This is a genomic window from Pseudomonas syringae pv. tomato str. DC3000, from assembly GCF_000007805.1.
GTDB classification, from domain to species: Bacteria; Pseudomonadota; Gammaproteobacteria; order Pseudomonadales; family Pseudomonadaceae; genus Aquipseudomonas; species Aquipseudomonas avellanae.
In genome coordinates, this window is sequence record NC_004578.1 from 2,971,387 (window position 1) to 2,984,197 (window position 12,811).

At 59.1% G+C, this 12,811-nt stretch carries 13 protein-coding genes and 1 pseudogene; 9 read left to right on the top strand and 5 right to left on the bottom strand.

From position 1 onward, the window contains the following. Positions 1 to 262: 262 nt before the first annotated feature. The 5 genes from PSPTO_RS13835 to PSPTO_RS13855 all read left to right on the top strand — a co-directional run bounded on the left by PSPTO_RS13835 (position 263) and on the right by PSPTO_RS13855 (position 5,400). A complete protein-coding gene (locus PSPTO_RS13835; RefSeq protein WP_011104138.1) occupies positions 263 to 1,402 on the top strand; it encodes a glutathione-independent formaldehyde dehydrogenase in 1,140 nt (379 codons plus the stop codon). A gap of 94 nt (positions 1,403 to 1,496) precedes the next feature. Continuing rightward, positions 1,497 to 2,357, top strand: coding sequence for a glucose 1-dehydrogenase (locus PSPTO_RS13840; RefSeq protein WP_007246009.1), 861 nt, complete (start codon positions 1,497 to 1,499; stop codon positions 2,355 to 2,357). A 330-nt stretch (positions 2,358 to 2,687) separates the two neighbouring features. Next, positions 2,688 to 3,533: a lytic transglycosylase domain-containing protein gene (locus tag PSPTO_RS13845; protein WP_032640670.1), complete on the top strand. Its 846-nt coding sequence runs from the start codon at positions 2,688 to 2,690 to the stop codon at positions 3,531 to 3,533. 299 nt (positions 3,534 to 3,832) lie between these two features. Then, positions 3,833 to 4,045, top strand: coding sequence for a hypothetical protein (locus PSPTO_RS13850; RefSeq protein ID WP_285390681.1), 213 nt, complete (start codon positions 3,833 to 3,835; stop codon positions 4,043 to 4,045). Then, on the top strand, positions 3,970 to 5,400 hold the full coding sequence (locus PSPTO_RS13855; RefSeq protein ID WP_011104140.1) for an NAD-dependent succinate-semialdehyde dehydrogenase: 1,431 nt from the start codon (positions 3,970 to 3,972) through the stop codon (positions 5,398 to 5,400). The genes PSPTO_RS13850 and PSPTO_RS13855 overlap by 76 nt, the downstream gene beginning before the upstream one ends. 75 nt (positions 5,401 to 5,475) lie before the next feature. On the opposite strand, the gene pbpG is transcribed toward PSPTO_RS13855, so the two are convergent. Then, positions 5,476 to 6,417 carry a D-alanyl-D-alanine endopeptidase gene (pbpG, locus tag PSPTO_RS13860; RefSeq protein ID WP_010213291.1) on the bottom strand — a complete coding sequence of 314 codons (942 nt, stop codon included), beginning with the start codon at positions 6,415 to 6,417 and terminating at the stop codon, positions 5,476 to 5,478. Positions 6,418 to 6,678: 261 nt separating this feature from the next. On the opposite strand from pbpG, the gene PSPTO_RS13865 reads away from it, so the two are divergent. Then, positions 6,679 to 7,239 (top strand): hypothetical protein, encoded by a 561-nt coding sequence (locus PSPTO_RS13865; RefSeq protein ID WP_007246013.1) that lies wholly within the window; start codon positions 6,679 to 6,681, stop codon positions 7,237 to 7,239. 102 nt (positions 7,240 to 7,341) lie between these two features. Here the strand turns inward: PSPTO_RS13865 and PSPTO_RS13870 are convergent, their stop codons facing one another. Both PSPTO_RS13870 and PSPTO_RS13875 read right to left on the bottom strand, forming a co-directional pair. Further along, a complete protein-coding gene (locus PSPTO_RS13870; protein WP_005737770.1) occupies positions 7,342 to 7,524 on the bottom strand; it encodes a hypothetical protein in 183 nt (60 codons plus the stop codon). A gap of 172 nt (positions 7,525 to 7,696) precedes the next feature. Continuing rightward, positions 7,697 to 8,053, bottom strand: a complete 357-nt coding sequence (locus PSPTO_RS13875) for a hypothetical protein (RefSeq protein ID WP_003410180.1) — start codon at positions 8,051 to 8,053, stop codon at positions 7,697 to 7,699. Positions 8,054 to 8,254: 201 nt separating this feature from the next. Here PSPTO_RS13875 and PSPTO_RS13880 point away from each other — a divergent pair. Next, a pseudogene (locus PSPTO_RS13880) lies at positions 8,255 to 9,071 on the top strand (shikimate 5-dehydrogenase). A 24-nt stretch (positions 9,072 to 9,095) separates the two neighbouring features. Here PSPTO_RS13880 and PSPTO_RS13885 read toward each other — a convergent pair. Continuing rightward, positions 9,096 to 9,761: a YceH family protein gene (locus PSPTO_RS13885; protein ID WP_005762646.1), complete on the bottom strand. Its 666-nt coding sequence runs from the start codon at positions 9,759 to 9,761 to the stop codon at positions 9,096 to 9,098. Between the two features lie 155 nt (positions 9,762 to 9,916). Here PSPTO_RS13885 and PSPTO_RS13890 point away from each other — a divergent pair, with 155 nt between their 5' ends. Both PSPTO_RS13890 and PSPTO_RS13895 read left to right on the top strand, forming a co-directional pair. Next, complete coding sequence (locus PSPTO_RS13890) at positions 9,917 to 10,426, top strand: DUF1993 domain-containing protein (RefSeq protein ID WP_005762644.1); 510 nt, start codon at positions 9,917 to 9,919, stop codon at positions 10,424 to 10,426. Positions 10,427 to 10,689: 263 nt separating this feature from the next. Further along, positions 10,690 to 11,844: an MFS transporter gene (locus PSPTO_RS13895; RefSeq protein WP_011104143.1), complete on the top strand. Its 1,155-nt coding sequence runs from the start codon at positions 10,690 to 10,692 to the stop codon at positions 11,842 to 11,844. Here PSPTO_RS13895 and nhaR read toward each other — a convergent pair. Continuing rightward, positions 11,841 to 12,743, bottom strand: a complete 903-nt coding sequence (gene nhaR, locus PSPTO_RS13900) for a transcriptional activator NhaR (RefSeq protein ID WP_011104144.1) — start codon at positions 12,741 to 12,743, stop codon at positions 11,841 to 11,843. The genes PSPTO_RS13895 and nhaR overlap by 4 nt on opposite strands. Positions 12,744 to 12,811 lie beyond the last annotated feature (68 nt).

Below are 12,811 nucleotides of genomic sequence, written 5' to 3' on the forward strand. Positions count from 1 at the left end.
TGTATTTCGTATGATGGTATACCATAAGATTGGGCATGCAAGCGCTTTATTTGCAGGTCTTGCCGCGCCTCTTCGCCTGGCTGCGCCGTCGCAAAACATAAGGCAATGACGACATTGCACTGCCTGCGCCGACGACCACTCGTCAGGTCTCGGGGCAATCGCTTTGAACAGGGCTGCTCTCGTTTTGACAGACATTCAGTGAGTCATAAAAAGCTTCACTGAATTTTTCACTTCGCAAATTTACACGTCAGGAGAGCCCTACATGAAAGCCATCGTCTATAACGGTCCGCGCGACGTCAGTGTCAAAAACGTGCCGGATGCGAAGATAGAGAAGCCGACAGATGCTCTTGTCAGAGTGACGACCACCAATATCTGCGGCTCGGATCTGCACATGTACGAAGGTCGTACGTCATTCGAGACCGGACGTATTTTCGGTCATGAAAACATGGGCGAAGTTATCGAGGTCGGCGCAGGCGTGGACCGTGTCAAGGTGGGCGACCGGGTTTGCCTGCCATTCAATATTGGCTGCGGGTTCTGCGAAAACTGCGAAAAAGGCCTGACCGGTTACTGCCTGACCGCAAACCCCGGCAGCGCAGGTGCTGCCTACGGTTTCGCTGAAATGGGCAGCCACGAAGGCGGCCAGGCCGAACTGCTGCGCGTGCCTTACGCTGATTTCAACTGCCTGCTGTTGCCCGAAGACGCCGCCGAGCGTGAAGACGATTACGTGATGCTCTCGGATATTTTCCCTACCGGCTGGCACGCCACCGAGCTGGCGGGCCTGTTGCCCGGCGAAAGCGTCGCCATCTATGGCGCAGGCCCGGTCGGGCTAATGGCCGTCCACTCGGCAATGATCAAAGGCGCGTCGCAGGTATTTGTCGTGGACAACCACCCGGATCGCCTCGCGCTTGCAGCGAAGATGGGCGCCACTCCGATCAACTCGCTGGAGCAGGGCGCGGTTGACCAGATTCTCAATCTCACCGACGGCCGAGGTACCGACCGCGGCTGCGAATGCGTCGGTTATCAGTGCTGCGACCGGCACGGTCATGAAGCCAACCACGTCACCATGAACAACCTCGTGGCCTCGACCAAGGCCACTGGCGGGATCGGCGTCGTGGGCGTCTTTGTACCGCAGGATCCGGGCGCTCACAGCGACCTGGCGAAGGAAGGCAAGATGGCCTTCGACTTCGGCTCGTTCTGGTTCAAGGGCCAGCAGATCCGTACCGGTCAGGCCAACGTCAAGGCCTACAACCGTCGCCTGGCCGAGCTGATCCACCATGATCGCGCCAAGCCTTCGCAGATCATTTCCCATCGCCTGAAGCTAGAAGAAGGCCCGGCTGCCTACCAGCACTTCGATGCTCGTGACGATGGCTGGACCAAGGTCGTGCTCAAGCCAAACGGCTGATCGACCGCGCGCCTCTGGTGAGCCCTGTCGTGCTGGTAACGCCACCGACAGGGCTCGCTGACCGACCGAAAACCCTTTTCGAGGAGATACCCACATGAATGAAGACTATCCCAAACCGCCGTTTGCCAGTCAGCCCCAGAATGTACCTGGCGAGCAAGGCCGGATGGATCCGTACCCGGATTGCGGAGAAAAAAGCTACAAAGGCTCAGGACGTCTGCAAGGCAAGATCGCGCTGATCACCGGCGCTGACAGCGGCATCGGCCGCGCTGTCGCGATTGCCTTTGCCCGCGAAGGCGCGCAGGTTGCGATCTCGTACCTGAACGAGCACGAAGACGCTCAGGAAACCAAGCGCTGGGTTGAAGAGGCGGGCATGAGATGCCTGCTGCTGCCCGGTGACCTGGCGCACAAACAGCAGTGCGAAGACATCGTCAGCAAGACTGTCGCCGAGTTCGGCCACATTGACGTGCTGGTCAACAACGCTGCATTCCAGATGACCCATGAGGCGTTGGAAGACATCTCCGACGAAGAATGGGTCAAGACGTTCGATATCAACATCACTGCGATGTTTCGCATCTGCAAGGCCGCAGTCCCGCACATGCCGCGCGGCGGTTCGATCATTAACACCAGCTCGGTCAATTCCGACATGCCCAAGCCGACATTGCTGGCCTATGCCGCCACCAAAGGTGCAATTGCCAACTTCACCGGCGGCCTGGCGCAATTGCTCGGCGAGAAGGGCATCCGCGTCAACAGCGTGGCTCCCGGCCCGATCTGGACGCCGCTGATCCCTGCGACCATGACCGATGAAGACGTGAAAACCTTCGGCAGCGAGACACCCTTGGGCCGCCCAGGCCAGCCGGTCGAGGTTTCGCCGATTTATGTGCTGCTGGCCTCTGACGAAGCCAGCTACATCTCTGGTTCGCGCTATGGCGTGACGGGCGGCAAGCCTATTCTGTAGCAGCGAAAACGTGTGCGGTTGAAACGGTGCCTGAACAGGCACCGTTTTTTTTGTCCCTGTCAGCAGCAGCTCCATTCTCCGGGGAACCGAGTCACTCAGTGAACCACTCAGTTGTGTTTGTCTTTATTTCGATTATGCCTCTGTCGCGCCACGGCACATTCCAGGAGGTATTGATCCATCACTTGAGTGAGGTAACTGGCTATGACCATGGGTGTTTCACCTATTCGTAACTCAAACTCCCTGCCGATCGATTTTTCGTCGTTGAGCGCAAAGAGTGGCGGGCATAACGGGCTGGGCAGCGGAGACAATTCGACTATCGACCCGAGTACGTTGTTGTTCGGCAATCAAGGGCAGACGCAGGTCAATTTCGCTCCGCCCAACAGCACGGACTCCTCAACCAGCGGTGTGAACGCTGCGTCAGGCAATACGGCGTCCGGCCTGGTCGAGCAAATCATGAGCCTGCTGAAACAATTGATGCAGATGCTGATGCAAAACAACAATGCTTCCGGTAACCCTCAGACTGATTCGTCAACGCCAGGCGTCGGCAGTGGCAACAGCGTCGGGAGCGGCGGTACTGGAAGCAGTCTCGCAGGCAGTGACGGTGGCGACGAAACGTCCGGTGTCGGTAACGGCGGTTTAGGCGACGCGGGCAGCACGCCAACAACGAGCGCGGCCGATGGTGTGCCCTCGGATACTTCACTCACGGGTAGCGGTGGGCTGCATTTGCCTCAACAGCTTGAGCAGTATCGAGGCGACATTATGGACGCCGCCAAAGCCACCGGCGTGCCGCCCAGCGTGATCGCCGGGCAGATATGGGCTGAGTCGCGCGGTCAGTTGAATGCGGCCACCACCAATGTCAACGGCAAGGCCGATGCGGGCCTGATGCAGGTCAACGCAGACACGTTCAAGTCATTGCAGCAGCAAAACCCGGGGTTGCTGGGCAACGACGTCAACGATTCGCACACCAACATCATGGCGGGCGCGCTCTACCTGCGAGACCAGAACAAGGAGTTCGGCGACATGGGGGCAGCACTTCGCGCATACAACTCCGGGCCCGACAAGGTCAATAAAGCCGACCTCAGCGACACGGGAGGCGTGGGCGGCAGCAGCTACCCGGCGGACGTACTGAACTTCGCGAAAATCATCGAGAGTGGGCAGGGCAATTTACCCGCTTGATGCCTGTGTCGAACGGCCCGCGCAACGCGGGCCGTTTTTAACTGCACAGGGCAGGGTGCACCTGACCGACAAAGCTGTCGATAACCTGAACGGGTGACGGACAGCAGGACATTTCAAGCCACGCGGGTGTCCATTCAAGAGTCACGTGTTCAGGCACCCATTGATAAGGTTTTCAAGATTTGTCCGTCCACTTTTGAGGTGGAGGCAGCCCGGATACATTTGCTTGCGCCGTTGTGCTGAATTGCCTGTGGGCATTTACAGCCCTGTGATTTCACTGCAACGATATCTGGCAGTTCATTATCAATACCTCGACTACCATCACCACATCCCCTATAGCTTTCTTGATCCAGAACACGCAGAGCCGCTGTCGGGCCATGAACAAAAGGCCTGACCAGTCGGCTAATTCGTTTTCGTTCCACTACCTATGGAGATTTTCATGTATCCAGACGTACAGCTTTATATCGATGGCCAATGGCGCGCGAGCCGCGATGGTCGCTCCATTCCTGTTATAGACCCTGCTACCGGCCAGTCGCTGGGCAGCGTGGCGCATGCCGGTATCGCCGATCTTGATGAAGCACTCTCAGCAGCGGAGCGTGGCTTTGCCACCTGGCGCGCGACCTCGGCGTATGACCGTTACAAGCTGATGCAGAAAGCCGCCGATCTGGTTCGTGAGCGGGCGGACAGCATCGCCAGAATCATGACTCAGGAACAAGGCAAGCCGCTGGCTGAGGCGCGCATGGAAACCCTGTCGGCTGCTGACGTCATCGACTGGCTGGCTGAAGAGGGCCGTCGCAGCTATGGCCGTATCGTGCCGTCGCGTGGCGTGTCCATCGAGCAGAAGGTTATCAAGGAGCCCGTCGGCCCGGTTGCTGCGTTCACACCGTGGAACTTCCCGATCAATCAGGTGGTGCGCAAGCTGTCTTCGGCGCTGGCAGCCGGTTGCTCGATCATCGTCAAAGCCCCGGAAGAAACTCCGGGGTCACCTGCCGAGCTGATTCGGGCGTTTGCCGATGCGGGCGTTCCGGCAGGCGTCATTGGTTTGGTGTATGGCGATCCGGCGGAAATTTCCGGCTACCTGATTCCGCACCCGGTTATTCGCAAAGTGACTTTTACCGGCTCTACGCCGGTCGGCAAACAACTCGCGGCATTGGCCGGCAAGCACATGAAGCGCGCCACCATGGAGCTGGGCGGGCATGCGCCAGCACTGGTGTTCGACGACGCCGACATTGACCTGGCGGCTCGCGTGCTGGCCACCGCCAAGTTCCGCAACGCCGGGCAGGTCTGCGTATCGCCGACGCGTATTCTGGTGCAGCGCAAGGTGTTGCAGGCGTTTACCGAGAAATTCGTCGGCCTGACCCGTGAGATCAAAGTGGGCAACGGTCTGGAGTCGGGTACGACCATGGGCCCGGTGGCCAATGATCGACGTATCCCGGCGCTGGTTGATCTGATTGAAGACGCAGTCAGTGCTGGCGCGACCGTTTCTGCAGGTGGCAAGGCTGTCGAGGGACAGGGCTACTTCTTCGAGCCGACCGTACTCAGTGGCCTGACGCCAGCCATGCGCATCATGAACGAAGAACCGTTCGGGCCGGTTGCGCTACTGGTGCCGTTCGACACCGTGGAAGAAGCCATTGTCGAGTCCAACCGGGTGCCGTTCGGGCTGGCGTCCTACGCCTTCACGACCTCGATGAAGACCGCTCAGGCGCTGAGCACCTACATCGAAGCGGGCATGCTGTCGATCAACCACCAGGGCATCGGCTTGCCGGAAGTGCCGTTCGGCGGGATCAAGGATTCCGGCTACGGTTCCGAAGGCGGCACCGAGGCCATCGAGGCCTACCTGAACACCAAACTGGTCACTCAATACAGCTGAGTGCGGTTCGGTTAAAACAAAACGGTCGCGATGTGCAAGCATCGCGACCATTTTTCGTTACCGCGTCAGGACTGATCAGTCCCTGGCCTGAATGCCGGTCTGCTTCATGACCAGATTCTTCTCTTTCTTGTACTGCAGCGCGACTTCCGGCGCTGGGCCGCTCTGGCCTGTTTCCATCCACTTGCGTATGCGGCTGGCATCGGCGAAGTGGGTGTATTTGCCGAAGGCGTCGAGAATCACCACGGACACGGGACGATTGGCCATGCTCGTCAGCAGCACCAGGCAATGACCCGCCTGATTGGTAAAGCCGGTCTTGGTCAGTTTGATGTCCCAGTTTTCCTTGCGCACCAGGTGGTCAGTGTTGCTGAAACCCAGGATGTAGGTCGGTTTACGAAACGTGACGGTTTTCTGTTCGGTGGTGCTCAGTTCGCTGAGCAGCGGGTATTTGCGGGCCGCCATCACCAGCTTGGTGAGGTCGCGCGCGGTCGACACGTTGTAGACCGACAGGCCGGTAGGTTCGACATAGGCCGTGTGTTTCATGCCCAATGCCTTGGCCTTGGCGTTCATGGCCAGAATGAACGCCGGATAACCGCCGGGGTAACTGTGCGCCAGGCTGGCCGCCGCGCGGTTTTCAGACGACATCAGGGTGATCAGCAGCATGTCCCGGCGGTTCATTTCGCTGCCGAGTTTGACGCGTGAAAAGACGCCTTTCATTTCCGGCGTCTGGGAAATATTGACGGGAATGACTTCGTCCATCGATTGTTTGGCATCAAGGACAATCATCGCGGTCATTAACTTGGTGACCGAGGCAATCGGCACAATCACGTCAGGGTTGCTGGAATACAGGACCTTGTCGGTCTGCAAGTCGACGACCATTGCGCTGCCCGAGGCCAGGTGCAGGTTGGAAGGATCACGATTCAGAACAGCGGATTCGTTTGCCAGAGCGGTGGTGGAAAACGCCGGGCCGGTAAGTACACATAATAGGCCCAGAAGAGACAGACGAATTTTCAAGAGCAAGGCTCACTCGATAAAGTGTGGTAATGGAATGGATCGCGTCAAAACGCTGCATTTTATGAGCAGACTTTGATGCGTGTCGATGGGCGCTATAGGGCGTTTCGTCAATAAGTGCGGGAATATGGATTTCGTTAAGTCGCGGTTAAGTGGCGTTCCGCTTTCACTGGAGCTAAAAACCGCCCGTAAATTGAATAGTCGTGGTGTGAGACGCTCGCACCGATTAGCATTCCAGCCATTCTGGTCACCGATTCAAGGAGTCATGCAATGCTCAAGGGGTTTGTCAGCAAGGATTACGTGGTACTGGTGATCGTCGCTTCTCTGATTGTCGTGCTGTTGCTGGGCGTCGGCTTTACGTCCCGGCCGTCTGACTGGGCGGGCTGGATGCAGGCAATTGGTCTGATCGTCGGGTTGATGGCCGCCGTTGCCGTGCCAGCCATTCAGCGCAAGCAGGAAGCCGCCGTTGCGCGCAAGCAACTGCGGGACCGCGAAGTGGGCTACGCCCGGCGCATGCAATATCTGTGCGGTGAACTGAGCGAGCTGCAAGGGCGCATCAGCCTGAACCTGACTCATCTGCGCGCCAGTGACCGACACAGTCTGAAATATACCTTGCAGGACTATCTGCACCGTCTGTTCGAGTCCCATAAACAGGACCTGAACGATGACCGCGTGGTGCTCGCTCACGAGCTGCGCCAGGTGGCCAATGACCTTATTGATGAACTCGACAGCGGCCGCACTGACCGCGTGGTGTTCATGGCCCTGGAAAAGCGCCTGCAGAAACTGGCCCATCGGTGCCAGGTCAATGCGGCCATGGCTGAACGTGGCTGAACGCGATATCGCACAGAACAGCAAATCACAGCGCAAAAAAAACCCGCATCAACAGAGGCGGGCAAGGGGATGTGCGGAGCAACGCACGAAGTTCGAGAACATTCAGCTGTTGAGGGTGTGCGGCTGCATCTGCCTGGACAGCGCCTCGGCGACTGGCAACGATGCCAGCGGGCCGCTGACCGGCTCGCCATCCTGAATCAGGTACCAGCAGGCCAACAGGCCCCGTGCTCTGAGCGTGGCGGGAACTGCGCTACCGACGACGGACATGATGTGTACCTTGGTCATAACTGCCTCCTCAATCATGTCGCTACTGTAAGGGGCAATGAGGCCAGGCAGAAATCGACGCTCTCAATAGTCGTCATTGATAACAACAGCGGTTGCCTGCCTTGCATGCGCAGGCAATGGTGTGCGCACAGCCATAAAAAAACCCGCCTGAAGGGGCGGGTTTTTTGTTCCGTTACCAGCGACCGCGTGGCGGGCCGTAGTAATAGCCGGGGCCTGGAGGCGGGCCATAGCGATGGTAGTAGCCTGGCGGTGGCGGTGGCGGGTAGCGCTCGACCACCTGATAAACCGGGGCCGGCTGATAGTAGACAGGCGGCGGCGCGTAGTAGACCGGTTGCTGTTGTACATAAACCGGCTCGCGCTCGACGTACACCGTCCTGTCGCGGCCTGAAGATACCGCCGCCCCGACAACGGCAGCGCCTACGATAGCACCTACCACGGCAGGGCCACCCCAGCCACGGTCAGCATTCGCCTGGCCAGCAAGGGCCAGGGCACCTACAAACAAGGCGATCTTGGGGATTTGACGAATCATGACTGTTCCTCGCTCTCAACCCGTTGTCGCGCGCCTGCATCACTCTCAAGCACTGCCACGGGATAACACTATGACATCGAAATTGTAAGAATCTGCGAAAGTGCTGAGTAAATTTTATGTAAGGTGCTCAACAGGGCGCTTGCACTGCGTAGCTTACGCTTCTGTGGAAGATTCAAGCCATTACCGTCTGGAGGAATTTACATGCCCGTTATCGCCAACAGGGATACGCAGCTGTGTATGTCGATGGCCGCACGTCCCGGAAACTTCGGCGTACGTTTTCATAATCACCTTTTTCAGCAGTTGGACCTCAACTTCTATTACAAAACATTTTCGCCCAATGACCTGACGGCAGCTGTTGCCGGTATACGCTCACTGGGAATACGCGGCAGCGCGGTGTCGATGCCGTTCAAAGAAGCCTGCATCGAGCTGGTCGACGAGCTGGACGTATCAGCGGCCGCGATCCAGTCGATCAATACCATCGTCAATACCGACGGGCACTTGAAGGCGTTCAACACGGACTACATTGCCGTGGCGCAACTGATGGAAAGCCATGCCGTGCCACACAGCGCATTTGCCCTGCGCGGCAGCGGCGGAATGGCCAAAGCGGTGGCGTTTGCCCTGCGCGATGCAGGTTTCACCGACGGGTTGATCGTGGCGCGTAACCAGCAGGCCGGGCAGCGCCTGGCAGAGGCGTGTGGTTTTCGCTGGCAGGCTGACCTGGGAAGCGCGCGCCCACCGTTGCTGGTCAATGTCACGCCGCTGGGTATGCAAGGCCCGCAGGGCGATGAACTGGCGTTTGATATGCAGGCAATCGAAGCCGCTGACACGATTTTCGATGTGGTCGCCACGCCCGCCGATACACCGTTGATTCAGGCTGCACGTCGTCTGGGCAAGCGGCTCGTGAGCGGCGATGAGGTGGCCGCTATCCAGGCGCTTGAGCAGTTCGTGCTGTACACCGGCCATTCGCCCGACCGATGAGCAGTATCAGCAGGCGGTGGCATTTGCCCGCGCCGGCTAGTCTCGGGGTGAGCCAGGCATCAGCTTATTCCAGTCTGGCCAGCCGCTCTTCGAGTGCTGCGATGCGCGCTTCCAGCTCATCCAGACGCTGAGTGGCAGCAGGGCTTGCCGCGTTGCCGCGCTCCGGCGCTTGCTGGCGGGCGGCAAGAAGGTCCTGCAGGTCCTCAGGGTCACCGATCAGGTGCATATAGCGGTCTTCGCGCTGGCCGGACTGACGCGGCACCAGCGTTGCCAGGCCTCTGGCGATCAAGCGCTCCAGTTGATGAACGACCTGCTCGCTGTCCTCGAAATCGTGCATGCGATTGCTGCGGGTCAGCAGTTCACTGACTGTTTGCGGGCCACGCAGCAGCAACAGGCCGGTCAGTATCACCTGCGCAGGCACCAGTTCCAGGCCCTTGTCGACCTTGTGTTCCCAGCGATCAGCGCGACTGCCCATCACCAGACGTGTCAGGCCACGGCCTTCCAGCGCGCGCAGGCTCTGGCCGACCTGACCCTGGGTGAGGTTCATGACCGGGTCGCGGCTGGTCTTCTGGTTGCAGGCGATGACCAGTGCATTGAGGGTCAGGGGATAGGTTTCCGGGTTGGTCGCCTGTTTCTCGATCAGGCAGCCCAGAATGCGCACTTCGGTGCTGTTGAGCTGCAACGCTTCGGCATTCGGGGTGGTTGGGGTGGCGGACGATTCGATGGACATGACGCTTCCCTGAGTAATGACGGTGGATCAGCGTAGGGTCTGACAGGGATTATTGCCAGCGTGCGCTGCACTCATCTGCGCGGCTGCAGAAAAGTGTCACGGTGTTCTGCGCCGGGTGGGTCTATAATCGCGTCTTTCTCACATCAGGATATGTCATGTCTATCTCCCTGTACGCCGCTTCCGTTCCTGTCTTCCAGCAAATGCTCAATGCGCTGAGCGACGTTCTGACCAAGGCCGAAGCCTACGCGACCGAGAAGAAAATCCAGCCGCCCGCTCTGTTGCAGGCGCGCCTGTTCCCGGACATGCTGCCGTTCACTCGTCAGGTCCAGATTGCCGTCGATTTCGCCAAGGGTGCTTCGGCCCGTCTGGCAGGCGTCGAGATCCCGCAATACGACGACACGGAAACCACCTTCGCCGAATTGCAGGCACTGCTGGCCAAGACGCTCGCGTTCATCGGCAGCATCACGCCCGAGCAAGTCGACGGCAAGGAAAGCATCGAAATCGTTCTGCGCCCTGGTACTGAAAAGGAAAAACGCCTGAACGGTCAGGCTTACCTGCTCAGCTATGCCTTGCCGCAGTTCTTCTTCCATGTCACCACGGCCTACGACCTGCTGCGCCACAACGGCGTCGAAATCGGCAAACGTGACTTCATGGGCAAGTTCTAAAGTCCACCCGTCTTGTGGGAGCGACCGGGGCGGCGCTCCGCACTCTCGCGAAGGAGCTGGTGCAGGCCATGAGTATGGGGCATTTCGGCCATTGCCTTCGCGAGCAAGCTCGCTCCCACAAAGACCGTACTTGTCGATCAGGATACGAGCCCGGTCTTTCGGGCTCTTTGGCATTTGTGCATAGTGAAAAGCGCTAGCCCCCCGCTTTAATCCCTCGCAGGTTGCGCCGTCATCGCAACCTGTATCGTTGTTCTGGAGTTTTCATGTTGTTGCCCATACTGCTGTTGTCGGCCGCCGGTTTCACCGTGCTGACCACAGAGTTCGTTATCGTCGGTCTTTTACCCGCCATTGCCCGCGACCTGGACGTCTCGGTTTCGCAGGCCGGGCTGCTGCTGACGCTGTTTGCGTTCACCGTCGCAGCCTTTGGCCCGTTTCTGACCGCGTATTTTTCGCGCTTCGAGCGCAAGCGTCTGTTTATCAGCATCCTCATCCTGTTCGGGCTGGCCAATGCGCTGGCTGCGTTGGCCCCTGATATTGCGGTGATGGGCGTCGCGCGCTTGATTCCGGCGTTAGGCCTGCCGGTGTTCTGGGCGCTGGCCAGCGAAACCGCCGTGGACATCGTCGGACCGGAGTTCGCCGGGCGGGCGATTGCCCGCATCGGTTTCGGGATTGTCTGCGCCACGGTGTTCGGCATCCCCGTTGGCACCCTGATTTCGGATGCGTTCGGCTGGCGCAGCGCGTTCTTCGTGCTGTCCGGGCTGGCGTTTGCCAAGGCGCTGTTGCTGGCGGTGTATCTGCCAAGGACGGCCGCAAAGAAAAACCCGGTTTCAATCCTCAAGCAATTCGGCATTTTGCGCAGTCCGATCATGCAGGGGCATGTGCTGCTGTCGGTTCTGGTGTTCAGCGGTATGTTCACGGCCTATACCTACCTGGCAGACATGCTCGAGCGGCTGGCCGGGTTCGACGGCAATCTGGTGGGCTGGTGCCTGATGGGCTTTGGTGCGGTCGGTTTGCTCGGCAACTCGCTGGGCGGGCGCATGGTCGACCGGCATCCGTTGATGGCCAGTCTGGTGTTCTGCGCCTTCATGGTGGTCGGCATGACTGCCGTGGTGCCGAGCATTCATTCGGTATTTGCCTTGCCACTCGCGCTGGCGGTATGGGGCATCACCCAGGCGGCGCTGTTTCTGGTCAGTCACGTGCGGCTGATCAAGGCCGCGCCCCAGGCGCCTGCGTTCGCTGCCTCGCTGAATATCGCCGGGGCGAACCTGGGCATCGGCATCGGAGCGTTCATCGGTGGCAGGGTCATTGATCATCTGGGGCTGGGTAACGTCGGTTTCGCCGCTGCGGGCATCATCGTTCTGGCCATTGTGCTGGCGCTTTTGCTGATCAAACGTGATCCCGGCCCGCTCGCTGCCTAGCCTGCATCGGTAAACAGCTGGTTTCGGGCACTTTCGGCAATGGCGACAACGCCGGGGTGCCTGACCTTGCGCTCCACGGTGATGGCGTAAAACGACTCCGTTACCGCATCGGTCTGGCCAATCACCTGCACGCCGTACTGGCCCTGTACTTCGTCGACAATCACGCTGGGCGCGACAAAGATGCCGCTGCCGGATTTGCCGAAAGCCTTCATCAGCGCACTGTCATCGAACTCGCCAATGATGCGTGGCTGAATTTTCTGCTCGGCAAACCAGCGCATCAGTCTGCCTCGAACCACGGTCTCCTGCCCCGGAATCAACAGCGGTGCGCCGTGCAGGCACTGTGGAAAGTCGCTGCCGACGCGCTCGGCCACTTCACGGGTCGCGAAAAAAGTGACCCCGCATTCCCCCAGTTTTTGACTGTAGCCCTTGATGTCCAGATGCGGCGGCATGGGGCTGTCCGATATCACCAGGTCCAGACGCTGGATGGCCAGGTCAGCCAGCAGCCGTTCGAGTTTGTCTTCGCGGCAGGTGATGCGAATGGGTTCAGCAAGCTCCATCGTCGGTGCAATCAGCCTGTAAACGATGGATTTGGGCACCACATCAGCAACGCCGATGCGCAACAGCAGTTGCTGCTCGTCAGGTTGCGAACGCAGCAGGCTTTCCAGTTCATCGCCCAACTGAAACATTTGTTCGGCGTAGGGCAGGGCGAGGCGACCGGCTTCGGTCATTTCCAGCCGGCGCCCGACGCGCTGGAACAGATCGACCCCCAGCGCCGCTTCCAGCAGGCTGATCTGCCCACTCACGGTTTGCGCTGTCAGGTTCAGCTGTTCGCAGGCGCGCACAATGCTCCCGGTCTTGGCCACAACCCAGAAATAGTGCAATTGTCGATAATTGAGCATACTGATTGCCGATTCGTTAAAACCGAAGTATACACCCCATAAAATCGAATTTTCCTTATGTTTCAAAA

Excerpts from the sequence above, each read along its gene's own strand:
- PSPTO_RS13835 (WP_011104138.1), top strand. The coding sequence starts at position 263 with ATGAAAGCCATCGTCTATAACGGTCCGCGCGACGTCAGTGTCAAAAAC.
- PSPTO_RS13840 (WP_007246009.1), top strand. The coding sequence starts at position 1,497 with ATGAATGAAGACTATCCCAAACCGCCGTTTGCCAGTCAGCCCCAGAAT.
- PSPTO_RS13855 (WP_011104140.1), top strand. The coding sequence starts at position 3,970 with ATGTATCCAGACGTACAGCTTTATATCGATGGCCAATGGCGCGCGAGC.
- PSPTO_RS13865 (WP_007246013.1), top strand. The coding sequence starts at position 6,679 with ATGCTCAAGGGGTTTGTCAGCAAGGATTACGTGGTACTGGTGATCGTC.
- PSPTO_RS13870 (WP_005737770.1), bottom strand. The coding sequence starts at position 7,524 with ATGACCAAGGTACACATCATGTCCGTCGTCGGTAGCGCAGTTCCCGCC.
- PSPTO_RS13875 (WP_003410180.1), bottom strand. The coding sequence starts at position 8,053 with ATGATTCGTCAAATCCCCAAGATCGCCTTGTTTGTAGGTGCCCTGGCC.
- PSPTO_RS13885 (WP_005762646.1), bottom strand. The coding sequence starts at position 9,761 with ATGTCCATCGAATCGTCCGCCACCCCAACCACCCCGAATGCCGAAGCG.
- PSPTO_RS13890 (WP_005762644.1), top strand. The coding sequence starts at position 9,917 with ATGTCTATCTCCCTGTACGCCGCTTCCGTTCCTGTCTTCCAGCAAATG.
- PSPTO_RS13895 (WP_011104143.1), top strand. The coding sequence starts at position 10,690 with ATGTTGTTGCCCATACTGCTGTTGTCGGCCGCCGGTTTCACCGTGCTG.
- nhaR (WP_011104144.1), bottom strand. The coding sequence starts at position 12,743 with ATGCTCAATTATCGACAATTGCACTATTTCTGGGTTGTGGCCAAGACC.